Raw genomic sequence first — 25,278 nt, 5'->3', positions numbered from 1 at the left:
GATATGAGCAACATCACCATTTATCACAACCCAGCCTGCGGCACGTCGCGTAATACGCTGGAGATGATCCGCAACAGCGGTATCGAGCCGACCGTTATTCTTTACCTTGAGACTCCACCTTCACGCGATGAGCTGGTCAAACTTATTGCGGATATGGGCATTTCCGTCCGTGCTTTGCTGCGTAAGAACGTCGAGCCGTATGAGGAACTGGGTCTTGCAGAAGATAAATTTACTGACGACCAGCTCATCGACTTTATGCTGCAGCATCCAATTCTGATCAACCGTCCGATCGTAGTGACGCCACTGGGAACTAAACTTTGCCGTCCTTCGGAGGTTGTTCTGGATATCCTTCCAGATGCTCAGAAAGCGGCATTCACCAAGGAAGATGGTGAAAAAGTCGTTGATGATGCAGGTAAAAGACTGAAATAAAGATGAAGGGGGCATTTGCCCCCTTCATTATTACTTCGCCATTTCTTCCAGCAGGTCAATACCAATCGGCTCTTCGCTCTGTAGCGCTGTTAATGCAATACGCTTTGCATACTGCTCTTCCACATCAGAGATGAGAGGCAGCTCGCGGTTCGCCCTGGTCTTCAGGAAAGGTGAAGACGGTTGAGCAGCTGCCAGGCTGTTATTAACAACCCATGCCCACGGCTCGATGCCAGCTCGACGCAGATCCTGCTGCAGGTTAGCGGCTTCCAGTACAGGTGTCGTTTCGGCAAGCGTCACGATCATCACCTTCGTCTTTTCCGGGTCCTGCAATTGCATCATTGGCGTCATCACATGGTCTTGTGTTTGCCCCATCTGGCGCACCATTTCCCGGTGATAGGCTCCAGTCGCATCCAGTAGCAGAAGAGTGTGACCCGTTGGCGCGGTGTCCATAATGACAAAATGATCGTCTGCCTCTTTGATTACCCGCGAGAATGCCTGGAAGACGGCGATCTCTTCAGTACATGGCGAGCGGAGATCTTCTTCCAGCACCGCCAGTCCCTCAGCGTCTAATCCTTTGCCCTGATTCTCCAGTACAAAACGGCGATAACGCTCTGTCTCCACCTTCGGGTCGATGCGGCTGACCTGCAGATTTGGCAGCGAGCCATCCAGCGTGTAAGACAGATGTGCCGCCGGATCGGATGTAGTCAGGTGAACTTTGTGACCGCGCTTAGCCAGGGATACCGCCACCGATGCCGCAACGGTCGTTTTACCCACACCGCCTTTACCCATCGTCATGACCAGCCCTTTGCCTGTCTGGCTGAGTTCATCTACCAGAGAGGCAAGTTTCGGTAAATCCAAAGTATTCAGCGTAGTAGCAGGGAGCGGCAGCGAGGCTTTGTTCTCCGTAAATAACTGACGCAGGGCTTCCAGACCGACCAGATTAAATGGCTTCAGATACAGCTGCGAGCGGGGAAGGTTCGCCAGGTTCTCTGGCATTGCCTGTAATGCTTTTTCTTCTCGAGCCAGAATACTTTGCGCCAGTGGATCATTTTCACCCGCAAACGGCGGCAGCACGCCATTAATGGCAAGGTGTTGATGCTGCAGACCGATAGCAGAAAGCTCATCGTGCGTATGAGAGACTTCTTTCAGTGTTGAAGCTTGGGCTCGGGCAACCAGAACCAAGCGCGTGAGAGCTGCATCAGACAGCGCCTTAACCGCGTCTGAGTACTGGTGCTGTTGTTTCTCCAGCCCCACCAGCGGCCCGAGGTTAGCGGCGGCATCAGGGTTCGCTTCGAGATAACCGCTCCAGGCCCCCGGCAACTCAAGCATACGGATGGTATGACCTGTTGGCGCAGTATCAAATACGATATGGTCATACTTTTCCCGCAACTCATGGTTGGTAAGAAGACCACTAAACTCATCAAATGCCGCGATTTCCGTAGTGCATGAACCGGAGAGCTGTTCTTCAATGCTGCTGACCACATCAGCTGGCATCAGCCCGCGAACCGGGTCGAGTACTCGGTCACGATATGCCTGTGCTGCAGCCATCGGATCAACTTCCATCGCGGCAAGATTTTCTACGGTACTGATATCTGTGATTCGGTGGCCGATAGTCTGGCTAAAGACTTGGCCGACATTGGAAGCCGGATCGGTACTCACCAGAAGCGTTCTCTTACCCTGATCGGCCAGCCATACCGCAGTAGCACAGGCCAGGGATGTTTTACCCACGCCACCTTTGCCAGTGAAGAAGATGAACGGGGGAATGTCTTTTAAAAATGGCATATTCATCAGTGATTGCTCCTCTGGAATTAAGGCATACGTGGAATGCTGCAGCAGCGCGGTTGCGTGCTGTCTTCACTCCAGTCCTGACTAAGCGGAATACCTGCCCAACGGGCGATATCTTCACGAGTCGGGAGTTTGCCTGCCATCACGAGTTTGCCGTCGAGCAAGGTGACAGGGAGAGACTCCATCCCTGATGTGTTCAGAAACTCTTTAATGACCGGCGAATTCAGGAACTGCTGCGGGTTCTTCGCAAGGCTGTAGCGCTGTATATCAACGCCATTCTTTTTCGCCCATTCGGCGCTGGCGTTCCATTTGACGGCTTCGTCACTGACTACAACGCTGCTGGTTGCACAGCAGCCTGCTGCTTCAAAGATCTCAATTTTTGACATGGACTGTTTACCTCAGTGTTTAGTCATTTGGCTTTACACTGAGGTAAACGAAGGTGGTGGGGAAAAGATGCGCGATTAATTCATTTTTTTGTGGCAGCAGACGGAAGACGTGTCATCCGCCTCAATCTGACAAAGTTCTGTCATCGTCTCTTTCAGGTGTTTTCTGGCCCGAAGTAGTCGGGATTTAAACGCCGTAAGCGTAATTCCCAGTTCATCGGCCAGAGACTGCTGGGGACGCCGGTTAAGGTCGGACTCTTCAATCAACCATCGCTCATCTTCGGGTAAAGCCTGTAATGTTTCAGGCAGGCAAATATCCAGCGTTGAGATTGCATCAGGGGATGCGTCTGTTAATGGGGCATCTTCTTCCAGCTCAACAAACTCCCTGGTGGTGCGGTACTCATCAATCAGCAGATTCCTCGCCGCCCGATATAGCCAGGCTCGCGGATTCTCCATCTCGCAGAAACTGTCTGAATGAGCGCGGGCACGCAGGAATAGCTCTTGCAGAAGGTCTGCTGCTTTTTCGCTATTACCTGTCTTCGATGTCAGAAAGCGAGAGAGTTCGGCTTCATGTTGCCGCCAGAACACGCTCATGCAGTTGTTGAATGCCGTTACATCACTCATAGCAGCCCTCAAATTTTGCTCTGATTAACCCGCCGGGAAAGCTCTTCTGCCGACTCTTTTCGTTCGCTGTAGCGATCAACGAGATAGGCTGAGTTACCTCGGGTTAGCAGAGTAAATTTCACCAGTTCTTCCATTACATCCACGATGCGGTCGTAATAAGACGACGGTTTCATTCGTCCACCTTCATCAAACTCCTGCCAGGCTTTTGCCACAGAGGACTGATTCGGGATGGTGATCATCCGCATCCAGCGGCCAAGAATGCGCATCTGGTTTACGGCATTGAAAGACTGAGAGCCACCGCAGACCTGCATTACGGCCAGCGTTTTTCCCTGAGAAGGGCGAACAGCGCCTTCCGAAAGTGGTATCCAGTCAATCTGGGCTTTCATGATGCCGGTCATCGCACCATGGCGTTCAGGGGAACACCACACCATCCCTTCGGACCAACGAACCAGCTCGCGCAGTTCCATGACTTTAGGATGCGAGTCAGGCGCATCATCAGGAAGAGGCAAGCCAGAAGGATTGAAGATCCGCACTTCTGCGCCCATGGCGGTCAGTAACCTTGCCGCTTCTTCCGTTGCCAGTCGGCTGTAAGAGCGTTCACGTACAGAGCCGTATAGCATGAGGATTCGCGGAGGATGAGGAACGGCAGGGACACCTAATCTTGCCTCTGTGATTGAAGTGTCGAACAAATCCGAATCAACATTCTTAAGATCACCTGTCATTTTACTTCTCCGTCTTCTGGGACATGGTGAGGCAGTCGTCAGTCCCTGAGCAGCATTCTTCTGTCAGGAAGGCAATCAGAGCCTCAAGGTTTTCATATCGAGCATGGCAAAAGAGCGTTCTACCCTGACGTTCCTGCCTTATCAGAGAAACTGATATCAACGAGGAAAGATGATGGCTCAGCGTAGACGCTGGGATTTCGAGCCGCTTCTGCAGCTCGCCAACCGGTAGACCTTCATGCCCGGCTTTAACCAGCTCTCTATACAAGCTCAGGCGCGTAGGATGACCGAGCTCTTTCAGGGTTTCTGCTGCTTTCGAAAGCTCCATTTGCATCTCATTTCTATATTTCTGGAATAGTGGAAATATAGTGTATTTCATGGAGAAAACCAAGTTCGAGTTATCTGATTCTTATAAGTTTTGATAGAGGGTGTATTGTTTAGGGACAGGTATTCGATTTGTCAGTTCCGGCGGTCACTGAAAGAACACCTTTTACCTCTACAAGGTTTAATTCCCTGGCTTAGGGTAGGGCTTGGTGGATGCGAAATCGAAGGTAAATGATCTTGATGTCTTAAGTATTGATGAAAACACATTATAACGATTTTGGTTTTCTAATTCTGGGCTAGAGCGCTTTACTTTCTGGATTCGTAGATACGGTAATATAACCATTCTTCAAGATCGCTTTTTAACCAACGAGAAGCTCTGCCCAGCTTAATTGGTTTAGGGAATACCCCATCCTGTATCAGCTTATAGAACCATTTATCGCTCAGGCCAGTAAGCTGGGTAATGAATTTCATATCAATGAATTGATCTTCAAGTAGTGCAGGTTTTGTATACATGTTGATGTGTTCCGGTTAAGGATGAATAACCAGAGCTGTTAGTAAATCAATCATTACCGTCAGCTCCTCCACATCAATGGCTTCTGTTGTAAAAAAACTTCGGCTCAATGTTTACCAGTCGCTACTCCTTCCTGGGCCTGCCTCTACGGCTTCGTGGTGGTATAGCATTCATGCCTGCAATAACCCCTCGTGACTTCTGCTCAGATTTGGCTAAGTAACTGATTACGTAACGTAGTTCATCTACTGCTTGCCTATTGCGGTGATCCACTATCGTTCCGGAATTCGCAACGAAATGCTTTTTCTTGGAACACAGATGAAAGAGACCTTCATCGTCAGTCAATCTGCGCCATTCTTCCCCTATCGCACGCGAGGTCGGATAAAATTTCCGATGCTTCTGCCCATCAAGATAAAACATGGCATGCACATGCAACCCCTTACGTTGTCTGTATTCAATTACCCAGTAGTACCCAATAACCATCTTTCGGCCAAATACTACATCCATCAGATGCTGTATCTCGCCCTCCATCTCATCCATGAGATTACGCTGCGAGCGTTCACTTCCTTGTTTCCAGCCAAAATCCATACGAAAAGCCAGTAAGCGTGAATAACGCTCAAACATTTCATCCAGGTGGTGGTTTATATCTTCGAGAAGAAAACAATGCATAGGGTAATTAGGGTTGGCATTGTAGGGTTCTTTCATTATCTATCCTCAAACTAAATGGGGTTCAATAGATAGATGTGTGATGTGTTTTTTATACAGGGATGAGCATTGATTACAGGAGGGGGATGGTTAACTCCGGGTGATAATACTAATTAACCTTAATTCAGTAAGAACAGATGGTTTCAAGGATTCTATCGCAGGTTCGCATGGTGGCCTTACATAGGAAGAAATGTGTGCGTGAAATCTGAAGTATTGCAGTGCGATCTGGCACTTTACTGTCCCCTATGATAAGTTATTATGCATAATCAACAAAATGCATAACAATTATGATAAAGAGAATAACATTTAATACCGATGATAATTTAACGATTAACTCAATCGACAGGTATGCCGAATCCAATGGCACGTCACGTTCGAAAGTAATATGTGAGTTATTACGATCCACTGCACCTATTCTTGATTTTGTGACATATCAAAATAGAATTACTCAGGAGGTTGAAAGCAGGCTTTTTAGCATGTTTTATCATGAGGTTCGTCACTTCGAAACGCAGCAGCATAAAGATGATTCCACGCTGAAGTATCTTCATCTGCTGTCTGAGAAACTTGTTTTTCGTATTCGATCTGAACCAATAATGTCCTTTTCTCTTCCAATGTTTGATGAATGGGATTCTTACAAAAAAGAATTTAAGGCAAAGATAGAAGAAAATATTGAAGTTCATATGCCAGAAGATGATGGTATATCTAAATATGTTTACTTATGTATAAAAAAGCATCCTGTTGAAAAGTTCGAGTTCGATTTAATCCAGATAACAATTCCATTTTTCATTGTTGACAAGTATTTGTTTGATATCCAATCAATCTGCTATGTTCGCGCTATTGATTTTTGCAACATTGGAATTAATGAATACATGCAGAGAAATAAGAAGTATCTGCATACAGCGTATCTTTCATGGGTTCCTGTTGCGGCCTTTCGGGATGGGTTTATTTTTGTTGCAGCTTTGCATATCGATAAAGCGTTGCCTAATCAACTATATCCTCCTAAAGCCACCATTAACCTTCCTTACGAGTACTGGAAGTATTTAGGATGATTCAATAGAAAATCATCATTCAAAACATATTCAGATATATATCATTTTCATGAATATACCAGCATAACGGCAGGACTTCACGGTTCTGCCGTTTTAGTTTTATTTATTGCAGGAGTAGTCATGAATAACCCACGAGGCTTACAGCCACTAAACCATTCGCTTTCCGGTCTACCGCAATGGGTATCTGAACGTATATTGCAGCAGATAAATCAGTTAACCCATTACGAGCCAGTGATCGGCATTATGGGTAAAACCGGGGCGGGAAAGAGTAGCCTTTGCAATGCCCTGTTTGTCGGCGAAGTATCACCAGTCAGCGATGTCGCAGCCTGCACCCGCGAACCTTTGCGCTTTCGCCTGCAGGTTGGCGACCGCTTTATGACGTTAGTTGATCTACCCGGCGTGGGCGAAAGTGGCGTTCGCGATACCGAGTATGCTGCGCTGTACCGTGAACAGCTTCCCCGGCTCGATTTGGTGCTGTGGCTGATTAAAGCTGATGACCGGGCGCTGTCGGTGGATGAACATTTTTATCATCAGGTGATTGGTGAGGCTTACCGGCATAAGGTGCTGTTTGTTATCAGCCAGTCGGATAAGGCCGAACCCACCAGCGATGGGGGACTATTGTCCACCGTGCAGAAGCAGAATGTCAGCCGCAAAATCTGTCTGCTGCATGAGCTGTTCCAGCCTGTGCATCCAGTCTGTGCGGTGTCTGTCCGTCTGCCGTGGGGACTACGGGTGATGGCTGAACGGATGATTAAGTGTCTGCCACGCGAAGCCAGCAGCCCGATGGTGGCACAACTGCAACATCCCTTTCGCACTACGGTAGTTCGGGAGCAGGCCCGTGACGATTTCGGTGAAACCGTAGGTGCTGTGCTCGATACAGTCAGTGCCTTTCCCCTGATACCAGCCCCGGTGCGGCTCGTCATTCAGGCCGTGCGCACCTCCGTGGTGTCCGTGGCCCGTGCCGTCTGGGATTTCTTCTTCTGAGAATTTAATTCCAACCTGTTAATCCCTGAGCCCTGTCGCCTGTGCGACAGGGCTTTCTTTTATTGTTTCCCGTTATGAGGAGTCTGCTTATGACCCGTTTGGCTTCGCGCTTTGGCGCTGCAAATCTTATTCGCCGTGACCGCCCGTTAACCCGCGAGGAGCTGTTTCGCGTGGTGCCGAGCGTATTCAGTGAGGATAAACACGAATCCCGCAGTGAACGCTATACCTATATTCCGACCATCTCCCTGCTGGAGAGCCTGCAGCGCGAAGGCTTACAGCCGTTCTTTGCCTGTCAGACCCGCGTGCGTGACCCAGGTCGTCGGGAACACACCAAGCATATGCTGCGCCTTCGTCGGGAGGGGCAGATTACCGGTAAGCAGGTGCCGGAAATCATTTTGCTGAATTCACATGATGGCACCAGTTCGTACCAGATGTTGCCGGGACTATTTCGTGCAGTTTGTCAGAACGGGCTCGTCTGTGGTGAGTCGTTTGGCGAGGTGCGTGTGCCGCACAAGGGGGACGTGGTAAGTCAGGTGATTGAAGGAGCGTATGAGGTACTGGGGATTTTTGACCGAGTGGAGGAAAAGCGGGATGCGATGCAGTCGTTGCTGTTGCCACCACCGGCGCAGCAGGCACTAGCAAAAGCTGCGCTCACATACCGCTTTGGTGAAGACCACCAACCAGTTACTGAGTCGCAGATCCTCTCCCCGCGTCGCTGGCAGGATGAGAGCAATGACCTGTGGACCACGTACCAGTGTATTCAGGAGAACCTGATTAAGGGCGGTCTCAGTGGGCGTAACGCCAAAGGAGGACGGTCACATACCCGTGCCGTTCGCGGTATTGACGGGGACGTGAAACTTAACCGGGCACTATGGGTGATGGCGGAAGCGATGCTCACTCAGTTGCAGTAACCGTTTCATGTTGCCACGTTGTTAATATCGGACACCACCTGTCCGCATTGCAACGTGCTGGCGGTCCTCACTCACCGAGGGATGTACTGCAACCCCCGCTACATCTGGCTTTTGCAGAAATGAAAAATAGTTTCTGCTGTGTCCATACCCTGTCCGCCCCTCTATTTAGAATAATCACATCATTTTCAGTCAGTTAACTTCCACGGAGAACGTCTCATGACACAGGCAGAACGCCGCCATGACCGGCTGGCTGTCAGACTGTCACTGATAATCAGCCGTCTGGTGGCGGGGGAAACGCTGAGTGTGCGTAAGCTGGCCGCTGAGTTTGGTGTGTCGGTGCGCACGCTGCGGCGTGATTTTCGTGAGAGGCTGATGTATCTGGACCTGGAGTATCAGTCCGGATATTGCCGCTTACGCACTGCGGGCAGTGAGACGCAGATGGTGCCCGACGTGCTTATCTTTGCCCACCGCAGCGGGATGGCCGGTCTTTTTCCAGGTTTTGACCGTCGTCTGGTGAACGCACTGCTGATGTGCGATGAGTCCCCCTGCGTAATAGCGCCAGCCAGTCCGGTTTCTTCGCCGTCAGGCGCATTGTGTTTCTGGCGACTGATTCAGGCTATTACCGGGCGCAAGCGGGTGACGCTGATTGCCGAGGGGCAGCGCTGTGAGCGGCTGGCTCCCTGCCGGTTACTCATCCACCAGCAGGCCTGGTATCTGGTTGCTGAACACGACGGACATATCGCCGTATTCACCCTGGATGAAATCCATCTGGTTCAGCCCCTGCAGGAGACTTTCCGGCGTAATGACAGTCTGTGTCGTCTTGTTGAAGACCCGGTATTTATTCAGACCTTACCCCATTTTCGCTTTATCCAGCAGTCACTGCTTACGTTTGTTCCGGCCGACAGCCCACCAGAATAGCGCAAGCGTTGTTATCAACCCGGCAACTGGGAGGAGCCCTATGCCCGTTATTGCCATTATCGCCATTGTTGTCATCGTCATCATTCTGAACAAAACCGGGGTGTCCGACAGCCTCACGGCCCTGACACTTGCCACCGTTGCTGCACTGTTGACGGGCGGAGGTGCAGCAGGTGCCGCCAGTGTCGCGCTGACACCGTTCGTCGGCGTGCCGGTGGGTATTTTCGTGGGCATTTATGTCTTTGCCAAAGTGGTTCGACTGATTTCAGGAAAAAAATAATGAAACGTAAAACACTGCCTCTGCTGGCACTGGTTGCCACCACTCTGTTTCTGAGCGCCTGCGATGACAGAAGTGATGAACTGAAGGCCATCAGCAAATTCAAGGACCTCACTCCGCCGCGCTTCAGCGATGTGGTCAGCCGCCAGGATGATGTCAGCGAAGAATGGTCACAGGTTGGCTTCTCATCTGGTCTCACCCTGCAGGTCTTACGTACCCGTGAGTCGCCCGATGGCTGCGAGGGCGGTAGTTACTACTACCTCGCGGATATGCAGGAAAAAACCGTCCAGCCGCTGATGAATGCGCTTTGTATTGCCGATAACATCAAACTGGAATACCAGGAGGTGACGGACCCGTATACCAAAGAAAGATACTTTGAGTACGCCCATGACGGCAAACTGATGGGGCGACTGCTGATACCCTCAAACCCTGAGAACCACGAATAAAAACAACGATAAAGGAGACAGAAATGACAATAGATTCACTAAGCCGGTTTGTACTGGCATGTTCACTGTTTACCAGCTTTACAGCCTCTGCGGTTCCCGGATTCTGGCAGCAGGGCTATGGCCAGGGCAATACGGAATACAGCGTGACCGATACCAGTGGGAAGACATTTACCATCAACTGCACAGGGAGCCAGGACCAGAATGGTTTCTACCAACATTCTGCTTTTCTTACCCTGGCGGATAACAGAATGGTCAGTTCGCACGATGATGGCACCACAGTCACCGTGGTGATGGACCATAAGCAATATGCCATTCCCTCAACCCTTGGTTGGCGTAACGGCGATAACGCCTGGTATGACTTCATCATGGATATCCGTAAGACCGGGCAGTTTGACGTTTACGTCAATGGCCGTAAAGCAGGGACTTTCACTGTGGACCTGAAGAACGCAGAGAAAGTTCTGCCCACTCCCGGAGACTGCGGTAACGACTGAAAGCCGTTCCTCCTTACGCAAACCAACCCCGACAGCCATCAGGCTGCCGGGGTTTTCTTTTATCAGGAGCCCGAAAATGTCCCAATCCGTGTTACTGCCACCGGGGCCTTTCACCCGGAGACAAGCGCAAGCGGTCACTACCACATACTGCAATATCACACTCGAAGACGACCAGGGCAGTCACTTCCGCCTGGTGGTTCGTGACACTGAAGGCCGGATGGTCTGGCGGGCATGGAATTTTGAGCCGGATGCCGGTGAAGGTCTTAACCGTTATATCCGCACCTCAGGCATCTGTACAGACACGTCCACCCGCTGACCGCGAAGCATTTACCTGCAACATTCCACCTGTCCGAACACCCTTTATTCCCCTATACGCCAGTCATCGCCGCTGGCGTTTTTATTGACGGAGACATATCCATGACAACGCAGACGCAGTACGACCTCGCACCCGCTAACCAACCCGAATTTGAACTGACCGTCACGCAGGTCCCCGATGAACAACGTATCGATTTCTGGCCGCAGCATTTTGGCACTATCCCGCAATGGCTAACCCTGGAGCCGCGTATTTTTGCCTGGATGGAGCGTTTCTGTGCGACCTACAGCGGCGGTATCTGGTCGTTCTACACCCTCAGCAATGGCGGCGCGTTTATGGCCCCTGATGCTGACAGTGACGATAAATGGCATCTGCTCAACAGCATGAACGGCAATGATGCCCAAATGAGCGCAGAAGCTGCGGGCATTGCTGTCTGCATGATTGCGTACAGTCACCATGCCTGCCGTACAGAGTGTGACGCGATAACTGCACACTTTTACCGCCTGCGTGACTACGCCCTGCAACATCCAGAAGCTCACGCTATTCTGCGCATCATCGACTGACCGGAGGAACAACGAATGAAACAGCTTTCCTTTTTACCTGGCGAGATAACACCACAGGACCGGCGTCTCATTCAGCGGGCACTCAGGGCTCTGGACCGACACCTGCATGAGCCCGGCGTGGCCTTCACCTCTTCACATGCTGTCCGTGAATGGCTGCGACTGCATATGGCCGCGCTTGAGCGGGAAGAGTTCCGTGTGTTGTATCTGGACAACCAGAATCAGTTGATTGCCCATGAGACGCTCTTCACAGGCACGATTAACCGTACCGAGGTGCATCCCCGGGAAGTGGTGAAACGTGCCCTGTACTTCAACGCGGCGGCGGTGATACTCGCGCACAACCATCCCTCTGGTGAGACAACACCCAGCCAGGCTGACAAAGCCCTTACGCAGCGGCTGGTACAGGTACTTCAACTGGTAGATATCCGAGTCCCTGACCATCTGATTGTCGGTGGCAGGCAAATCTATTCGTTCGCTGAACACGGTTTGCTTTGAGGTATGACATGAAAATTATCAGTAAACGCCGGGCAATGACGATATACCGCCAGCATCCTGAGTCCCGAATCTTTCGCTACTGCACCGGAAAATATCAGTGGCACGGTAGCGTCTGTCATTACACCGGTAAGGTAGTTCCTGACATTCCCGGCGTGCTGGCGGTATACGCCTAACGTCGCCAGGACCGCAACAGAACGTATGCCTGCCTGATGAGTATTACCCTGAACTGACAATAAAGAGGTTATAAATGAGCAACACCACATGGGGCCTGCAGAGGGATATCACGCCGCGCCTGGGAGCACGTCTGGTGCAGGAGGGCAACCGGCTGCACTATCTCGATGACCGGGCCAGTATCACCGGTAAGTTTAGTGATGCCCAATGTATTAAGCTGGATGTGGTATTTCCACATTTTATCAGCCAGATAGAGTCGGTGCTGACCACTGGCGAACTTAATCCCCGTCATGCCCACTGCGTTACCCTGTACCACAACGGTTTTACCTGCGAAGCCGATACTCTTGGTAGTTGCGGCTACGTATACATCGCCATTTATCCCACTCAGCGCTAATTACTTTCACGAGAGCAAACATGAAAACCCTACCTGCTATAATTTCGCGGGCGGCGAAGCCCTGTCTGTCGCCCGTTGCAGTCTGGCAAATGTTACTTACTCGTCTGCTTGAGCAGCACTATGGCCTAATGCTAAGCGACACACCTTTTAGCGATGAAACCGTTATAAAGGAGCATATCGATGCCGGTATCACTCTGGCTAATGCCGTTAACTTTCTGGTAGAGAAATATGAGTTAGTTCGTATTGATCGCAATGGATTTACCTCTCAGGTACAAGCACCATATTTGACTGCGACAGACATTCTTCAAGCCAGGAAAGCGTGCGGGCTGATGAGCCGGTGTTCTTACAGGGAGGTAAGTAATATTGTTCTTAGCCGATCACGGCTGTGAGGGGATGGAGATCTACGAAGGTTTCCACGATACGTGAAGAATTTGATGAGATTAACGACTCGATGAAAGTCTCATCGAGTCGCATGAAAAACAAGGTGGGGGCACAAAAGGGGGCATTTATAAAGATGAAACAAGAAAATAGTTATATTTATCAAAGAGTATATGTGGTGTGTTATGTTCCTATTATCGCACCATGAAATCAATAAGTTACGAAATTCCCTTTCATAAAAATCACCTTATTTCTCCTCCCGTGTACTTGTTTAACATGGTATGGCTACCTATGAGCTCGCTAGCCCAGGATGTGTTGTCGCGGCTATGAAGATAAATGCGGTCAGTTAATAAACAGTGGCTTATGCAGATTGGGAAAATACCACCGTGTGGTGCCTGGCTGTATGCGCTGGGTAATGGAGTGAGCAACAAAACGCATATTCTACTCCCATAAATATTCAGGCCTGCGGCAGTACCGGCCCTTCAGGTTTGGCCTTTTCCGGTAAGGCGCTGTTACCCTTAAAACCTTTATGCCCTTTCCCTTTGTGGTGCAGCTAGTTTATCCAGGGATGTGCTATGAGCATTTGCGCCAGATACATTATCGCTGTCTGATTTTGCGCCATCAAAACTGGCTCGCCCCCTGAACCTTATCCGGTACAGAGGGGGCATCAGAGATACCGCCGTCGTTACGGCTTAACGCATTATTCCGCGCCAGTCATGAAAGCCGTTATTCCTCTTTCCAGCGGTAGCCGTACACCTGTTTCACCCAGCGCCCACGCATAACGCAGCGAGTGTGGGGAACATTCGCCCGTCAGCCAGACTTTAGCCGCCTGTTTGTGCCAGTGTTCCATCGCTGTTTTGAGATCGGGTTTGTCGATCAATTTGCCATCACGTTGTTTTGCGACAGGTAAGGCGTGTTCCAGCGCAACGCCTTGCGGGAAAGCGCCGCCAGAGACGTTCCCCGCTTTTTCAGCGCGGCGATAATGTCGGCGGGGTGCCAGTCCTGTTGTGTCATACAGCCACCTCGCCGATAAATTTCACGCTATTGGCGGTGCGCAGCCAGCGCGGGGCTTTGAGTCCTGCCGTGAAATACCAGACCAGTTCGCACAACAGCTCGGTCAGTATTTGTTCCGTTTTTATCCCTGCATTTACCCCCCTCTTGTGAAGGTGGTCAGCAACAGCTTTTGTCTTTGAAATGGACCTAAACATCTTTTCAGTGCGAAATTTGAGCGGTTATGCCCCTTTTAAAATGTTTTCAAAATCAGTACTGCTCAGGTCCGGTGTTGAGCACAACATATCCCTGGCCAATGCCCGGCGGCGCTGAAGGAGTTCGTCTAGCGTTTCTTCAAACGTTGTGATTTCAGCGTCTCTTACCGTCGGGTAATAGACATACACATCTTTTGTTTGACCGATACGGTAAGCGCGGTCAGTTGCCTGATCTTCTTTTGCCGGATTCCAGCAGCGGGTGAAATGAATAACGTGGTTGGCTTTCTGAACGTTAACCCCAAAGCCAACGGCGACTGTAGAGAGAATAATTACGCCGAAGCCGGGTTGGGCCTGGAAATCGTCAATCAATCGCTGGCGGCTGTTCTGGCTCTGACTTTTCGTGCTGGTATCACCGTTGATTATCACCGGACGGAATCCAAAACGCTGCTGGACAGCATGCTGGATTTCTCTTTGGAGATCGCGCAGTTCAGTAAAGATAATAACTTTGTCTTTGCTGGTGTGCTTAATTTCATCCAGCGTTTTCAGCATCCAGTTGAGTTTTGGCGAGCCTTCCTGGTAGCGAGGTTCCGGGTTAACCACTGCCGGATGCGCACAAATGAGTTTGAGCCGATGTAATAGCCCCAACATCCCTGCGCCCGCCTGCTGCATCCCCTCACTGAGTGCCTGCTGCTGTTGCCAGTTGGCAATCGAAGAAAGGTAGAGTTGCTTTTGAGGGCCGGAGAACGGTAGTTGTTTACAACTGGTGACTTCAATTTTTTGCGGCAGATCGCGCGCGACCTCTTCTTTGGTTCTGCGTAATGTCTGTGATTCAATCAAGTCCCGTAAACTTTCCAGTCGTTCTGTATCACGGCCTGCTTCGTTCTCGATAGGGCGAACATAGTGTTTGCCAAATTCGTTGAGCGCCCCTAACAGACCTGGCTGAGCGAAATCAAAGAGGCTCCACAGGTCTACAAGCGTGTTTTCGACAGGAGTGCCGGTGCATGCCACTTTAAACCTAGCTTGTATCGCATTGGCGGCATGGGTAATCAATGCTGCTGGGTTCTTTATTTTTTGTGCCTCGTCGCAGACCATGATGGACCATGGCTGGCGGGCCAGTGAGAACTCCTGATCGCGAAGCGTTTCGTAGGTTGTCAGAATTATTTTCGCCTCACCCTGCCAGCCGGGTTTGAGCAGATTTTTGATCCCCTGAGATTGCAGATGAGCAGGAATAGCCTGTTTCGGGTATTTCACCGCTTTAATGGTGTCACCATATAATTTCATCACAGGAATTCCGGCAGTGTAGAAGAAATTGTCCAGCTCACGTTCCCAGTTATCCAAAAGAGAAACGGGGGCAACGATGAGGCTTGGTGGCTCATCAGGGAATTTTTCAATAAACCAGACCAGAAAGCTCAGGATCTGCAGCGTTTTCCCCAGCCCCATATCATCGGCTAGCAGGCAACCCGCCGTTTCCTGTGGTGAACGAAGGAAGAGTTGCTGGAGCCAGGCCACACCTTCACGCTGATGGTCTTTGAGTTGGATGTGCTCTTTAAGACTTAGCGGAATTTCAGGTTCAGCATGGCGTGCATTGAGGAGTGAATCTCGGCGCTGTTTGATATAGGTCGCTTCTTCAATGTTTTGTTCAATTTTGAGGACCGCGCGGGCTGCTTTATCTGCAATATTCCCCTCTGATTCATGTGCTGTGTTCTGCTGTTTTTCCCAGTTCTTGCTGAAGGTTTTCGCGGCATCCAGCGGCAGTTCAGTCTCATTCCAGGGAGCGATGATATGCGTTTCGCCAGCCGCTTCAGCCTGGGCGATTCTCTCCTGCAGTTCATCGAAATGCTGCAGGTTTTCAGGTTGCCAACCATCGAGTGTTTCTACCGAAAATGCAGAGAAATCGATGTCATTAGGGAGCCAGTTTTCGCTTTGTGCCTTGGTCAACCAGGGGGAGGATATTTTTTCGAACTCACCAATGCCAATGACGCGATCGCCATATTTACCGAGATCCAGGACATCATTAAATTCTTTACCCTCGACTTCCAGTTGCCAGCGCGACAACAGCGACTGGCAATCATGCCATTGCTGTTCAGTGAATTGGCTCAGTTCCAGCTCGTAACCCTGTCAGGAACCCGCTGGCATTTGTGCGGCAACACTGATCCCCAATGCCTGTACAAATTTATCCAGTTCCCACGGTGCCGAGAAAAGAAATGTCACTTCTGGTTGCGGCATGGGGGAGATTGGCTCAAGTACCAGCGTAATATCGTCTATCTTGTTCTCATCATTTACACGGGGTTGAAGTCTGAAATGATGGAAGAAAATATGGGCATCAAACAGTGCCTGCTCATGTTCTTCAGGGGAAATAACACTGGCGGCATCTTCACCCAGGAAAGTATAGGGGTTGCGAACAAAGGAAAGCGCTTCACTACCGGCCACCCGACGGCCTGGGATTGAGTGTATTGAATTCAGGACGTCTTTCACTTCGGAAGGGATGATGACATGGCTGAGTTCGCCATTCTCCCCGGGGATGCGGTAGCTATCATGAACCTGCGAGTTTTTGTCAAAACTGCCAAGCCAGTTGACGGGCTGGTCCTCGAAGTGAGGTTCAATCTCGATAACGGCAGTATCAGCAATTGTTGCTTTGCGCAGGCGTAACGATAATGACGTTGGTTTGATGACGTGCGTTTTTTCTAAATAATCATCAAATTTTGCGGCGGCTTGTTTTGCGCATTTACGGATAGCTGCCCATCCCAGCTGATTGGTTGTTTCACCGGGAGACTGTAATTGCAATGCACCGAGTTGCTCAACTGACTGCAAGAGCGCCCAGTTTTCCCGCGATAACAAATGCTGCTTATTTTCATGGGTAAAAATAGCACCTGTACGGCTGAGACGGATGGGGTGGCGCGTCGGAAGAGTGGCCCATTCAGTAATCCAGACGCGAAAATCACCATCGCTTAATGCCCCTCGTGAACTCAAACTTGCGCGTAATGGCAAAACCTCAGGGACGCCAATCAAAGGCAGGCTACTTGCATGCTCTTGATCTTCCAGCAGGCGGTACAACGCCTCCCAGCTCAACAACCACCGGTCTTTGAGTGATATCAGATAGTCTTCTTCAACCAATTGCTCAAGCCAGGATGCCAGAGCCCAAAGATCAGGATCATTCACCAAAGATTGAGGAAAACTGAGGCCGTTTTCCTCAACCTGGTACTGATTCTTTAGATGGCGTTCTATCTGCTGACGGTTTCCCGTCAGTTTACTTAACAGACGTTTGAGCATTATTTGATCCAGTAGCGATGTGGTTCTTTAGTCACAGGGGCAAAACCGAGTCGGAGCAACTCTCTTTCCGTCGTGTCATTCGGTGATTTGAGCTGAACAGACAGCACCCCACCTTTTTGCCGGTTATCGCTGACGATGCATGAGGTGTTTTCAACCAGGTGCTGTATTGCCGTATCACGCAACGGATTGATGATTTTGAGCTCAGATGTAGAGGGCGAAGAAGGTACTTTTTTGTCGATGAATTTCACCGGTTCTTCTGCCATCCAGCGGATACCAAGCTTGCGCAGTTCATCGTCATATTTCAACATCCAGCCGGTGATACGGACCTTGTTATAGCCCTCTGCTCGAGGCATATGTGGCATGCGGAGCGCACAGCGTCCCTGGTCCTTGAGATGGTTGATGTCCAGGGTATGTGATTCAGGGTTAAAGGGAGAATGGCCGATCCGATAAGCATACATTGCATTACCTGTTCCGGAAAACTCAACGAACAGATAATCATTGATTTGCATAATCATGGCGTTATCCAGGTTACGTCCACCTCGTAAATAGCTTAACCGACCTTTGTTTTCCTCACGGAATTTCACAAAATCACCTCCACGATCGTGCCAGGCATCCGGCCCCATAACGATGCGGGTGAATCCCATCTGGTTGGCAAACCGCAGCCAATAGTGGAGTCGTGCCTGATCAACATCACCATTGCCGCGAAGCAGTTCAAAGAAGTGCATCAGGTCTTGTTTTGCTAGCCAACCCCGCACCATCGCTGCGACGGGTTCAGAAACATACTGGTGCCACTTGTTCTGCTGGCTTTTCAGCTGAGGGTTATCCCAGAATTCCAGCGCCGCCTGTTTCAAGGCTGAATGTGCTTGATCACGATAAATCGAATGATAATAGCGGGTTAGCGTCGCCGTCATAATGTCATCACGAAAACGTATCCACTGCGCCGCCAGACCTAATAGCCAACTGATTTTCTCCAGATAATGAGGATCATCCAGAGTATCAAGCTGCGCCAGCAACACCGTGAAAATACGCTTCCACAACCAGCTGCTATCGGGGATTTGTGCTATTTTTTCTAATGATGATAAAGAGTTACTCTCACCGGAAAGGAGCTGTTGGGATATTACACCGCCAGCCTGAGGTGTAAAAATGTCGTGATAAAACTCAATAGTTTTCATCCACGACTTTTCTCTACGGATAGCGGCTTTTACTACGGGGTATCCCTTGGCGATATGACCGCGCAGTACACACCAGTGTGGGTTTCTTTCTGGCGATTCGTGTTTGTAGGCAAAATAACTTGAACAGAGTGCTGCCCAGTCCTTGCGCTTCAGTGTCTTAGACTCAATCTGTTTTTTGATAGCGCTGTCGACATGGGGGAAGTATGTATCATCCTCCAGTAATACTGGCTGGTCGGGGTAGAGCGGATCAGCATCGGCGAGGCCATAAAACACCATCCGCCATTCACGTTCAGTCAGTTCTTCCGCAAGGCGGAAACGACGCAGGGCTGCCAGCCGCATTTCATGTGGAGGTGTCGGGATTTTCTCTGCTTTATCAAACCGCGTTTCCATCTCGCGGCCTGCAGAAGCCAGCGCGTGAAAATCATTACGCAGGTAATTATCATCCTGCAGTCTGGAAGACAGCTTCGCTGCAATGCGTTGCGATAGAGAACTCAGCGCGGGTGTCATTGCGGCATTACCAACTGGCAAACTTCTTTGTTGACCACCGGAGGGAAATCTACCTCTTCGGCCCCATCTCGTTTATCCTTAAGCCCAAAGAACTGCATGCGCAACTCAACGCGGCGACTGGCTTCTTTGCTTTCTTTGGCGTTGTTAAATGAGACGCCACCAGCAAGGAAAAGCTTACGAATTTGGATCTGCTGCTCTGCAGAAATGCTGTTTTGCAGAGGACTGCGGCTATCGAGCAAACTGCACATCACCCATTCAGAGCGCTGAAGGGAGAGATGCAGGTTGTAAAGATACGAGCCATCGGTGTCGGTAAAACCTTCGATGACGATCTGCTTGAACCACTTTTTGCCTTCGTCACTATCGGATGCCTCCAGCACCAGCGGAACGACATCCTGCAGTGCTTTTTGCCCTTCGGCATTCAGGAAGAATCGGTTGTGATCGAAACGACCTGCCTCGCCAAAGCTGATGCGGTTATCGTGACAATCCACCACGATGGTTTTGTTCACACTACGGGCATGCAGCTCCAGTCGCTCACATAATCTGGCGATATCCTGTCCCCTGACTTTTTCCCCTTGCTCTGCGCGTTGAATACGTTGTGTAACGGAGCTCAGCGACGCGACCATCACCACTAGAAATAAGACCATCATGGCAGTCATCAGATCGGCGTAAGAAATCCAGAAGGGCTTCTCAGCTTCATCACCACGGCGCTTTTTAACGCCAAATGCATTTCCAAACATCAGACGTCACCCCTTAGGCTCGAACGCGTGACAGAACATCGTCAAGCTCACTGACGCTTTCACCAATCTGTTCGACAGAGCCGGCAAGCAGATTAGAGGCTTTCGCCATTTCAACATCCAGCTTGCCTAGCGTTTTATCCAGGCTGCGTGAGACACCTTCGGAAAAGTCTTCAAAGCCTTTGCCGAGTACGTTGCTGACGTTCTCCATGAAGTCTTGCGCTTCACGGTTATAGCTCTGCAAACGCTCGCCGTGCTGCTTGAGATCGGTAATAAATTGGCTGCGTGTAGTCTGTTCAGACTGCGTATTGGCTGCAAGCAATTCCAGCATGGCAATGGATTTGCTGACGGCTTCCCGATTGTTTCGATAATCAGCCACAACGGAGGAGAGTTCGCTGGTGGCAAGGGAAAGCGATGAACCGGCTGATTGCGCTTTATTCAGCACATCTGCGGTGAGGTGATTGGCTTCCGATACGCGATCGCCCGCATGTTCAAAGCGCTCGGCCGCCACACGCATTTTATCGGCCCCGTTTTGCATATCCTGAATCTGTCGGTTGGTTTGTTCTGCGAGTTTGTTGAGCGTTTCTGTCGTCCCCTGATGCTGGCTGGCAACCGTTTCAATCAGTTGCTTAATCTGATCGTCCACTTCACTCATCACCTGCTGGGTCTGTTGGTGTAGAGACTGCTGATTAGCCTGCTGATTGGCCGAAATCTGCTGCTGGCCCTTATCAATTTGCCCAAACAAGCTACCCAACTGCTCACCGAGTGCTTCAACAGACGTTGCCATTTTTTCCATCGTGGCACTTTGGCCCTGCTGCACTGAATTCTGAATGGCTTCAATAAAGGCGGACATATGTTCTGCCTGGGCCTTCTCGCGCGCTTCGCTATCGGCAAACATTTTCTCAAGCTGACGGGCCATACGTTCACCCGCACCTTCACCTTCCGCCCCAATTTTAGCGACGGATGCCTGAAGGCTAACAAGCATGTCGTTCATGCCTGCCTGCATGGCTTGCTGGCCCGACTTCATTTCAGATAACAGCTGTTCAATGAGCTGGGCGCTTCCCTGGCGGGAATCGTCGCTGACCTGACGCATGTCCTGCAACAGGGTAGAAAAACCGCTTTGCATCGTTTGGATAGCACCCACGGTTTGGCCCATCATCTCGTTGAGGTTCGTAAACTGCTGGCCAAACGTGGTATCGAGTTTCGCCATAAATGCGGTCAGCACATCCTGCAGCATGTTTTGAACCATGCCGCTTTGATCGCCGCTGGCGGTCTGAACCGCACCGGCAATTTTATCCAACGGTGACTTCAGACTATTTTCGATTGCGCCGCTCACCTGGTCAGCAAACTGTGCGCCTGATTCGCGATAGGTGTTGCTCAATGTATTCGCGAGGCGTTCATTTTCAACTTTCTGACTTTCGGCGAGATGCAGCAACATGTCACGAAGATCGGTGACCAGACTCTCCTTCAGGTGACGAGCCTGGGTTGCGCTTTCGTTACTAGATTTCACCAGCGAGGCGAGATACTCCTCGCCAACGCCGCTGTCATAGAGGGAATCGAGTGCTGCGGTGAACTTTTCAAGATGTTTGTAGCACCAGGCGATGGACATTTTTTCCAGCCAGGTGATCAGAATAGAGGCGAAAATAGCGAATGCTGACCCCAGGAAAGCATACAGCACATCGTGCAGCAGATTATTGACGCTGCTAGTGACTTGCTCCGGCGTGCTGGGGTCAAAATGATTCAGGCCAATCATCAACCCATAGAACGTTCCGATAATCCCGACACCGGTCAGAATACCGGGCAGATGTTTAAAAAATTCTGTATTGAGTGGTATATCTACCAGTTGCTGTTCTGAAAAATAGCTGGCACTGGGCGCGGTAGCACGGATTTTAACCACTTTTTCTTCGCTGCCGACCAGCTCATGCTGCGAGTGCAGGGATTCGGCAAACTCGCTCCAGGCATGCTTTAGTTCAGGCTGAACAAATAGGGTTTTCAGATGCTCGAGTTGATTCTCCGGCTCATTATTCTTGATGCTATTAATTGACTGTGTGTATTTTTTCAGTCTGTTAACAATTCGAATAGACCGATAAAGATAAAAAATAATAAAACAAACAAATGCAAAACTGACGAGGCCGATAACGGTTGCTGGCACCATATACGGTTGCACAGAGGTAAGTGCCAATAAAACGGAATTAAGCCACGACATAGTATTACCTGTTATATATTCAAAAACGTAACGTTAGAATAGCCATCGACAACATTTTGATTACCTTTAATCAAAACTTCATACGGCTACTCACTCTAAACATCTCTCAATTTTTCGTTTCTATGATTGCAGGACAGGCCTTGTAGCGCAAAGGATGGGCTGCTGATGAAGGCGACAGGGCTGATTTGTGCAAACAGAACGGCGGTTCAGTTTCCTATTATTTGCTGATCAAATGCAAATTTCTTTACGTTATGTCGTTTGTAATCACTCCTTTTCCGGGGATGATTTTGCGAACTGCACTCCAATACCGAATTGATGCCAGCCTGTTATTGCATGCTGGCTGCGATCGTCCCCGAGGATTTTCATGAACAACGCTGAACAACTGTTTCTGAACGAGTTGGATAATAAATTCTGGAAAGCGCTGATAAACTGTGCGTCAATATGGATGCCACCAACTACAAGCACGTGGTGCTGGGGCTCATCTTCCTGAAGTATGTATCCGATGCCTTTGAGGCTCGCCAACAGGAGTTGATTACCCTGTTCCGCGATGTTGGCAACCGGCACCAGTGATTGCCACTAAGGCGTCTGAAAGCTTTATCGGCAAGAATCGAAATACCATTTTCGGCAAAATAGCTTCGAAGAGCGATTGCAAACCCAAACCCCTGAGCATTGAAGTAAGGCATCCCCCTGAGATGCTGATAACCAAGACGATGCAGTTCTGATAGCATCCGCAGACATCGTTGTGCTTTACGTATCTATTCTTACGCTTAACCATTTTTGCAATTTCCTCAACAAACGCTGAGGTATTCTGGACGGTATTGCTGCGCTTCCATTATTAAGAATAAAGAATAGAACCAGAAAATAATTCGGAAATAGCTTGGCTGTAATGTTAACTATTGATGAAATTAAAGTAACATTCCGTAAAATTAGGTTATTTTATTTCTCATGGACGAAAATTTATATATTATGATATAATGCGGCGAGAAAATACGCAGGTTATTAATCTGCCATTAATGTAAATAAATATTCGCGGAGACTATTCCAGTGGGACGTAAATGGGCCAATATTGTTGCTAAAAAAACGGCTAAAGACGGTGCAACGTCTAAAGTATATGCAAAATTCGGTGTAGAAATCTATGCTGCAGCTAAACAAGGTGAGCCAGACCCAGAATTAAACACATCTTTAAAATTCGTTATTGAACGTGCGAAACAAGCGCAAGTTCCAAAACACGTTATTGATAAAGCCATTGATAAAGCCAAAGGCGGCGGCGATGAAACGTTCGTACAAGGGCGTTATGAAGGCTTTGGGCCGAATGGTTCAATGGTTATCGCTGAAACGTTGACTTCAAATGTTAACCGCACGATTGCTAATGTCCGCACAATTTTCAATAAAAAAGGCGGGAATATCGGAGCGGCGGGTTCTGTCAGCTATATGTTCGAAAATACGGGTGTGATTGTATTTAAAGGAACAGATCCTGACCATGTCTTTGAAATTTTGCTTGATGCAGAAGTTGATGTTCGTGATGTAACCGAAGAAGAAGGTAACATCGTTATTTATACTGAGCCTACAGATCTTCATAAAGGTATTTCAGCTCTAAAAGCTGCTGGGATTACTGAGTTCTCAACAACAGAATTAGAAATGATTGCTCAATCAGAAGTTGAACTTTCACCAGAAGATTTAGAAATCTTTGAAGGACTTGTTGATGCCCTTGAAGATGATGATGATGTTCAAAAAGTATATCATAACGTTGCGAATCTCTAATTATAAATTAAAGAAATCTGTCATTATGGCAGATTTTTTAATCTTATAAAGTGGTCATAATAAATAGATAGTGGCCACTATCTTCTAAAATAAATGACATGAATTGAAACCCCTGGTTTTAATTATGGTCGTTTAATGATGTAAAATAACACCGATATATTGATTTAATGTACCAGTGCTATTTATATTAACTTACTAGAGTCAGAGATGTTTCTTTAACCAATCGACTTGTTTAAGTGATACGTTATCAAAGTGCTGACCATCATATAGATCGTAATGTTTGGCACCATTCTCGATAAATAACTCTTTCTGTTCTGAACGCACTGATTTGTACAATGCAATACCTTGTTGCGGACTATTGACGGTATCTTCACCAGCGACAACGACAAGCGTTGGGCAGGTTACTTGTTGAGCATTCAGATAAGGTTTGTACTGAAGTGTTTCATAGACTGTCAGAAATGGAATTTTTATATCCATTGAAGGATATTTTTCTTTATTGTCATCAAAAAATGCTTTTGACTCTTTATCCCCAAGGACTTTGGTGATGGCGACAAACATTTCTTTGCCTAAACGCTCACGCTTCTCGACCATTTTTTCAAGTGTGCCAACAAAAGCCTGCTTTTCATTTTCGTCCATCTTGCCGGTGACGATAGTTTCCCCATCGGCAAAGCCCATCTGGCTGATAATACATTTTATTTGTGGACGTGCCACCGCCGCGCCAAATACATGGCAGGCTCCTAGTGAGGTTCCCCACAGAGCAATACGATTTTTATCTAGCGTAGGCTTGGTGCTGATCCAGTCAATAATGCTACAGATATCTTCGATTTGCATTTGGGGGCGTAGCCTGCCTCGCTCACCACCGCTTTCTCCAAAACCTCGGTAATCAAACGTGATGGTTGTATAGCCTGCATCAGAGAATGCCTCAGCATACTTTGGCAGCAGGATTTCCTGAATCCCACAAAATCCGTGGCAAAGAATGATAACCGGGCTTATTCCGCTATGAGTAGGTTGACGTATTGTTAAATCTATTTCATTAGTAAGTATGTATTTATTCGTTAACATTAAGTTTTCTCTTTTGTCGTGGTTGAATAATATTGCCACGGTTTTACAGTTAGAACAGCACGATTTCCCCTAATAACGATGAAACATCACATCCGGTGGCAAAACGGCTTATTCAGCTCAATAATGCGCTGTACTTCGGGTATTATAGGGGTTGCAGAGGGCGTGATACTCAGGTATTAACCCGAGCTTTATGATATGAGTCGCTCTTATCAACAATCGGTTGAGAAAACTCTTGCTTAAACGCGGGGGAGACGCTGACATTATCAACATCTAAGTGGATTTATAAATTGAGAACAGGTTTGTTAGCGATTATTCCCTGTTTGTTATTTCACCATGAATTTGTCAAAGGTTGCCGCCATATAATCGACAAACACACGGACTTTGGCCGTCATCTGTCGCGTATTCGGCAGTGGAGATGAAAGGGGGGTATGTGAGAAATATCATCGTTAAGTACGGTTCTCAATTCACCGGAATCAAGAGCCTCTTTTAGCGAATTGTCC

General features: G+C 49.0%; 26 protein-coding genes and 4 pseudogenes. 16 read left to right on the top strand and 14 right to left on the bottom strand.

The annotated features are described in order from the left end of the window. Window positions 1-3: 3 nt before the first annotated feature. Window positions 4-429: a glutaredoxin-dependent arsenate reductase gene (arsC, locus tag AC6I4B_RS18385; protein ID WP_039556180.1), complete on the top strand. Its 426-nt coding sequence runs from the start codon at window positions 4-6 to the stop codon at window positions 427-429. Window positions 430-459: 30 nt separating this feature from the next. Here the strand turns inward: arsC and arsA are convergent, their stop codons facing one another. From arsA to AC6I4B_RS18350, 7 genes are all read right to left on the bottom strand, one after another. Then, window positions 460-2,217, bottom strand: coding sequence for an arsenical pump-driving ATPase (gene arsA / locus AC6I4B_RS18380; protein WP_497767218.1), 1,758 nt, complete (start codon window positions 2,215-2,217; stop codon window positions 460-462). 20 nt (window positions 2,218-2,237) lie between these two features. Continuing rightward, window positions 2,238-2,600 (bottom strand): arsenic metallochaperone ArsD family protein, encoded by a 363-nt coding sequence (locus AC6I4B_RS18375; RefSeq protein WP_032620707.1) that lies wholly within the window; start codon window positions 2,598-2,600, stop codon window positions 2,238-2,240. Between the two features lie 75 nt (window positions 2,601-2,675). Next, window positions 2,676-3,221: a sigma-70 family RNA polymerase sigma factor gene (locus AC6I4B_RS18370; protein ID WP_497767216.1), complete on the bottom strand. Its 546-nt coding sequence runs from the start codon at window positions 3,219-3,221 to the stop codon at window positions 2,676-2,678. Window positions 3,222-3,229: 8 nt separating this feature from the next. Then, entirely contained in the window at window positions 3,230-3,943 is a 714-nt protein-coding gene (gene arsH, locus AC6I4B_RS18365) for an arsenical resistance protein ArsH (protein WP_200025895.1), read from the bottom strand. Between the two features lies 1 nt (window position 3,944). Further along, entirely contained in the window at window positions 3,945-4,268 is a 324-nt protein-coding gene (locus tag AC6I4B_RS18360) for an ArsR/SmtB family transcription factor (protein ID WP_004129363.1), read from the bottom strand. Window positions 4,269-4,570: 302 nt separating this feature from the next. Next, the gene (locus tag AC6I4B_RS18355; protein ID WP_047620701.1) at window positions 4,571-4,777 is read right to left on the bottom strand and encodes a helix-turn-helix transcriptional regulator; all 207 of its coding nucleotides are present in this window, start codon (window positions 4,775-4,777) and stop codon (window positions 4,571-4,573) included. A gap of 121 nt (window positions 4,778-4,898) precedes the next feature. Continuing rightward, window positions 4,899-5,477: a YagK/YfjJ domain-containing protein gene (locus AC6I4B_RS18350; protein WP_200025898.1), complete on the bottom strand. Its 579-nt coding sequence runs from the start codon at window positions 5,475-5,477 to the stop codon at window positions 4,899-4,901. 287 nt (window positions 5,478-5,764) lie between these two features. On the opposite strand from AC6I4B_RS18350, the gene AC6I4B_RS18345 reads away from it, so the two are divergent. The 13 genes from AC6I4B_RS18345 to AC6I4B_RS18285 all read left to right on the top strand — a co-directional run bounded on the left by AC6I4B_RS18345 (window position 5,765) and on the right by AC6I4B_RS18285 (window position 12,872). Continuing rightward, the gene (locus tag AC6I4B_RS18345) at window positions 5,765-6,526 is read left to right on the top strand and encodes a YagM family protein (RefSeq protein ID WP_200110467.1); all 762 of its coding nucleotides are present in this window, start codon (window positions 5,765-5,767) and stop codon (window positions 6,524-6,526) included. Between the two features lie 120 nt (window positions 6,527-6,646). Further along, window positions 6,647-7,510: a GTPase family protein gene (locus AC6I4B_RS18340; protein WP_497767214.1), complete on the top strand. Its 864-nt coding sequence runs from the start codon at window positions 6,647-6,649 to the stop codon at window positions 7,508-7,510. Window positions 7,511-7,599: 89 nt separating this feature from the next. After that, window positions 7,600-8,421 carry a DUF932 domain-containing protein gene (locus AC6I4B_RS18335; RefSeq protein WP_481786568.1) on the top strand — a complete coding sequence of 274 codons (822 nt, stop codon included), beginning with the start codon at window positions 7,600-7,602 and terminating at the stop codon, window positions 8,419-8,421. A 216-nt stretch (window positions 8,422-8,637) separates the two neighbouring features. After that, complete coding sequence (locus AC6I4B_RS18330; RefSeq protein WP_172729040.1) at window positions 8,638-9,339, top strand: DeoR family transcriptional regulator; 702 nt, start codon at window positions 8,638-8,640, stop codon at window positions 9,337-9,339. 40 nt (window positions 9,340-9,379) lie between these two features. After that, window positions 9,380-9,616: a protein YpjK gene (gene ypjK / locus AC6I4B_RS18325; protein WP_032181217.1), complete on the top strand. Its 237-nt coding sequence runs from the start codon at window positions 9,380-9,382 to the stop codon at window positions 9,614-9,616. After that, window positions 9,616-10,059 carry a YfjS/YafY family lipoprotein gene (locus tag AC6I4B_RS18320; protein ID WP_029039038.1) on the top strand — a complete coding sequence of 148 codons (444 nt, stop codon included), beginning with the start codon at window positions 9,616-9,618 and terminating at the stop codon, window positions 10,057-10,059. The genes ypjK and AC6I4B_RS18320 overlap by 1 nt, the downstream gene beginning before the upstream one ends. Before the next feature lie 23 nt (window positions 10,060-10,082). After that, on the top strand, window positions 10,083-10,550 hold the full coding sequence (locus tag AC6I4B_RS18315) for a YfjT/YkfB family phage-associated protein (protein WP_497767212.1): 468 nt from the start codon (window positions 10,083-10,085) through the stop codon (window positions 10,548-10,550). A 76-nt stretch (window positions 10,551-10,626) separates the two neighbouring features. Beyond that, complete coding sequence (locus tag AC6I4B_RS18310) at window positions 10,627-10,866, top strand: DUF905 domain-containing protein (protein ID WP_063844625.1); 240 nt, start codon at window positions 10,627-10,629, stop codon at window positions 10,864-10,866. A 101-nt stretch (window positions 10,867-10,967) separates the two neighbouring features. Beyond that, window positions 10,968-11,426 carry an antirestriction protein gene (locus tag AC6I4B_RS18305; RefSeq protein WP_481786578.1) on the top strand — a complete coding sequence of 153 codons (459 nt, stop codon included), beginning with the start codon at window positions 10,968-10,970 and terminating at the stop codon, window positions 11,424-11,426. A gap of 15 nt (window positions 11,427-11,441) precedes the next feature. Then, window positions 11,442-11,918: a RadC family protein gene (gene radC / locus AC6I4B_RS18300; protein ID WP_063844627.1), complete on the top strand. Its 477-nt coding sequence runs from the start codon at window positions 11,442-11,444 to the stop codon at window positions 11,916-11,918. Between the two features lie 8 nt (window positions 11,919-11,926). Continuing rightward, a complete protein-coding gene (locus AC6I4B_RS18295; protein WP_072025243.1) occupies window positions 11,927-12,091 on the top strand; it encodes a DUF987 family protein in 165 nt (54 codons plus the stop codon). A 74-nt stretch (window positions 12,092-12,165) separates the two neighbouring features. Further along, on the top strand, window positions 12,166-12,483 hold the full coding sequence (locus AC6I4B_RS18290) for a type IV toxin-antitoxin system YeeU family antitoxin (RefSeq protein WP_064793340.1): 318 nt from the start codon (window positions 12,166-12,168) through the stop codon (window positions 12,481-12,483). Window positions 12,484-12,503: 20 nt separating this feature from the next. After that, entirely contained in the window at window positions 12,504-12,872 is a 369-nt protein-coding gene (locus AC6I4B_RS18285; protein WP_064793341.1) for a TA system toxin CbtA family protein, read from the top strand. Between the two features lie 715 nt (window positions 12,873-13,587). Here the strand turns inward: AC6I4B_RS18285 and AC6I4B_RS18280 are convergent. From AC6I4B_RS18280 to zorA1, 6 genes and pseudogenes are all read right to left on the bottom strand, one after another. Continuing rightward, window positions 13,588-13,786: pseudogene (locus tag AC6I4B_RS18280) on the bottom strand (integrase domain-containing protein); the annotation flags it as partial. A 2-nt stretch (window positions 13,787-13,788) separates the two neighbouring features. Beyond that, window positions 13,789-13,875: pseudogene (xreR2, locus tag AC6I4B_RS18275) on the bottom strand (cell morphology transcriptional regulator XreR2); the annotation flags it as partial. 218 nt (window positions 13,876-14,093) lie between these two features. Then, window positions 14,094-17,336 (bottom strand): annotated as a pseudogene (zorD, locus tag AC6I4B_RS18270) (type I Zorya anti-phage system protein ZorD). Further along, window positions 17,336-19,015 (bottom strand): type I Zorya anti-phage system protein ZorC, encoded by a 1,680-nt coding sequence (zorC, locus tag AC6I4B_RS18265; protein WP_497767209.1) that lies wholly within the window; start codon window positions 19,013-19,015, stop codon window positions 17,336-17,338. The pseudogene zorD and the gene zorC overlap by 1 nt, the downstream one beginning before the upstream one ends. Continuing rightward, a complete protein-coding gene (gene zorB1, locus AC6I4B_RS18260) occupies window positions 19,012-19,752 on the bottom strand; it encodes a type I Zorya anti-phage system protein ZorB1 (RefSeq protein WP_497767208.1) in 741 nt (246 codons plus the stop codon). Before zorB1 ends, zorC begins: the two co-directional genes overlap by 4 nt. Before the next feature lie 13 nt (window positions 19,753-19,765). Beyond that, window positions 19,766-21,955 carry a type I Zorya anti-phage system protein ZorA1 gene (gene zorA1, locus AC6I4B_RS18255; protein ID WP_497767206.1) on the bottom strand — a complete coding sequence of 730 codons (2,190 nt, stop codon included), beginning with the start codon at window positions 21,953-21,955 and terminating at the stop codon, window positions 19,766-19,768. Between the two features lie 364 nt (window positions 21,956-22,319). On the opposite strand from zorA1, the pseudogene AC6I4B_RS18250 reads away from it, so the two are divergent. Both AC6I4B_RS18250 and AC6I4B_RS18245 read left to right on the top strand, forming a co-directional pair. After that, window positions 22,320-22,513: pseudogene (locus tag AC6I4B_RS18250) on the top strand (type I restriction-modification system subunit M N-terminal domain-containing protein); the annotation flags it as partial. A gap of 486 nt (window positions 22,514-22,999) precedes the next feature. Further along, window positions 23,000-23,716 carry a YebC/PmpR family DNA-binding transcriptional regulator gene (locus AC6I4B_RS18245; protein ID WP_497767205.1) on the top strand — a complete coding sequence of 239 codons (717 nt, stop codon included), beginning with the start codon at window positions 23,000-23,002 and terminating at the stop codon, window positions 23,714-23,716. A 201-nt stretch (window positions 23,717-23,917) separates the two neighbouring features. On the opposite strand, the gene uilS is transcribed toward AC6I4B_RS18245, so the two are convergent. Next, entirely contained in the window at window positions 23,918-24,778 is an 861-nt protein-coding gene (gene uilS / locus AC6I4B_RS18240) for a UilS family quorum-quenching N-acyl-homoserine lactonase (protein WP_497767203.1), read from the bottom strand. Window positions 24,779-25,278: the final 500 nt, after the last annotated feature.

The organism is Kluyvera fluvialis, assembly GCF_059725275.1.
The sequence above is the reverse complement of the archived record's forward strand: the minus strand, read 5'-3'. Positions and strand labels throughout refer to the sequence as shown.

Excerpts from the sequence above, each read along its gene's own strand:
- AC6I4B_RS18340 (WP_497767214.1), top strand. The coding sequence starts at position 6,647 with ATGAATAACCCACGAGGCTTACAGCCACTAAACCATTCGCTTTCCGGT.
- arsA (WP_497767218.1), bottom strand. The coding sequence starts at position 2,217 with ATGAATATGCCATTTTTAAAAGACATTCCCCCGTTCATCTTCTTCACT.
- AC6I4B_RS18335 (WP_481786568.1), top strand. The coding sequence starts at position 7,600 with ATGACCCGTTTGGCTTCGCGCTTTGGCGCTGCAAATCTTATTCGCCGT.
- arsC (WP_039556180.1), top strand. The coding sequence starts at position 4 with ATGAGCAACATCACCATTTATCACAACCCAGCCTGCGGCACGTCGCGT.
- AC6I4B_RS18375 (WP_032620707.1), bottom strand. The coding sequence starts at position 2,600 with ATGTCAAAAATTGAGATCTTTGAAGCAGCAGGCTGCTGTGCAACCAGC.
- AC6I4B_RS18355 (WP_047620701.1), bottom strand. The coding sequence starts at position 4,777 with ATGTATACAAAACCTGCACTACTTGAAGATCAATTCATTGATATGAAA.
- AC6I4B_RS18320 (WP_029039038.1), top strand. The coding sequence starts at position 9,616 with ATGAAACGTAAAACACTGCCTCTGCTGGCACTGGTTGCCACCACTCTG.
- radC (WP_063844627.1), top strand. The coding sequence starts at position 11,442 with ATGAAACAGCTTTCCTTTTTACCTGGCGAGATAACACCACAGGACCGG.
- AC6I4B_RS18315 (WP_497767212.1), top strand. The coding sequence starts at position 10,083 with ATGACAATAGATTCACTAAGCCGGTTTGTACTGGCATGTTCACTGTTT.
- AC6I4B_RS18285 (WP_064793341.1), top strand. The coding sequence starts at position 12,504 with ATGAAAACCCTACCTGCTATAATTTCGCGGGCGGCGAAGCCCTGTCTG.
- AC6I4B_RS18370 (WP_497767216.1), bottom strand. The coding sequence starts at position 3,221 with ATGAGTGATGTAACGGCATTCAACAACTGCATGAGCGTGTTCTGGCGG.
- AC6I4B_RS18330 (WP_172729040.1), top strand. The coding sequence starts at position 8,638 with ATGACACAGGCAGAACGCCGCCATGACCGGCTGGCTGTCAGACTGTCA.
- AC6I4B_RS18295 (WP_072025243.1), top strand. The coding sequence starts at position 11,927 with ATGAAAATTATCAGTAAACGCCGGGCAATGACGATATACCGCCAGCAT.
- uilS (WP_497767203.1), bottom strand. The coding sequence starts at position 24,778 with ATGTTAACGAATAAATACATACTTACTAATGAAATAGATTTAACAATA.
- AC6I4B_RS18360 (WP_004129363.1), bottom strand. The coding sequence starts at position 4,268 with ATGGAGCTTTCGAAAGCAGCAGAAACCCTGAAAGAGCTCGGTCATCCT.
- AC6I4B_RS18290 (WP_064793340.1), top strand. The coding sequence starts at position 12,166 with ATGAGCAACACCACATGGGGCCTGCAGAGGGATATCACGCCGCGCCTG.
- zorA1 (WP_497767206.1), bottom strand. The coding sequence starts at position 21,955 with ATGTCGTGGCTTAATTCCGTTTTATTGGCACTTACCTCTGTGCAACCG.
- arsH (WP_200025895.1), bottom strand. The coding sequence starts at position 3,943 with ATGACAGGTGATCTTAAGAATGTTGATTCGGATTTGTTCGACACTTCA.
- zorC (WP_497767209.1), bottom strand. The coding sequence starts at position 19,015 with ATGACACCCGCGCTGAGTTCTCTATCGCAACGCATTGCAGCGAAGCTG.
- ypjK (WP_032181217.1), top strand. The coding sequence starts at position 9,380 with ATGCCCGTTATTGCCATTATCGCCATTGTTGTCATCGTCATCATTCTG.
- AC6I4B_RS18305 (WP_481786578.1), top strand. The coding sequence starts at position 10,968 with ATGACAACGCAGACGCAGTACGACCTCGCACCCGCTAACCAACCCGAA.
- zorB1 (WP_497767208.1), bottom strand. The coding sequence starts at position 19,752 with ATGTTTGGAAATGCATTTGGCGTTAAAAAGCGCCGTGGTGATGAAGCT.
- AC6I4B_RS18345 (WP_200110467.1), top strand. The coding sequence starts at position 5,765 with ATGATAAAGAGAATAACATTTAATACCGATGATAATTTAACGATTAAC.
- AC6I4B_RS18350 (WP_200025898.1), bottom strand. The coding sequence starts at position 5,477 with ATGAAAGAACCCTACAATGCCAACCCTAATTACCCTATGCATTGTTTT.
- AC6I4B_RS18310 (WP_063844625.1), top strand. The coding sequence starts at position 10,627 with ATGTCCCAATCCGTGTTACTGCCACCGGGGCCTTTCACCCGGAGACAA.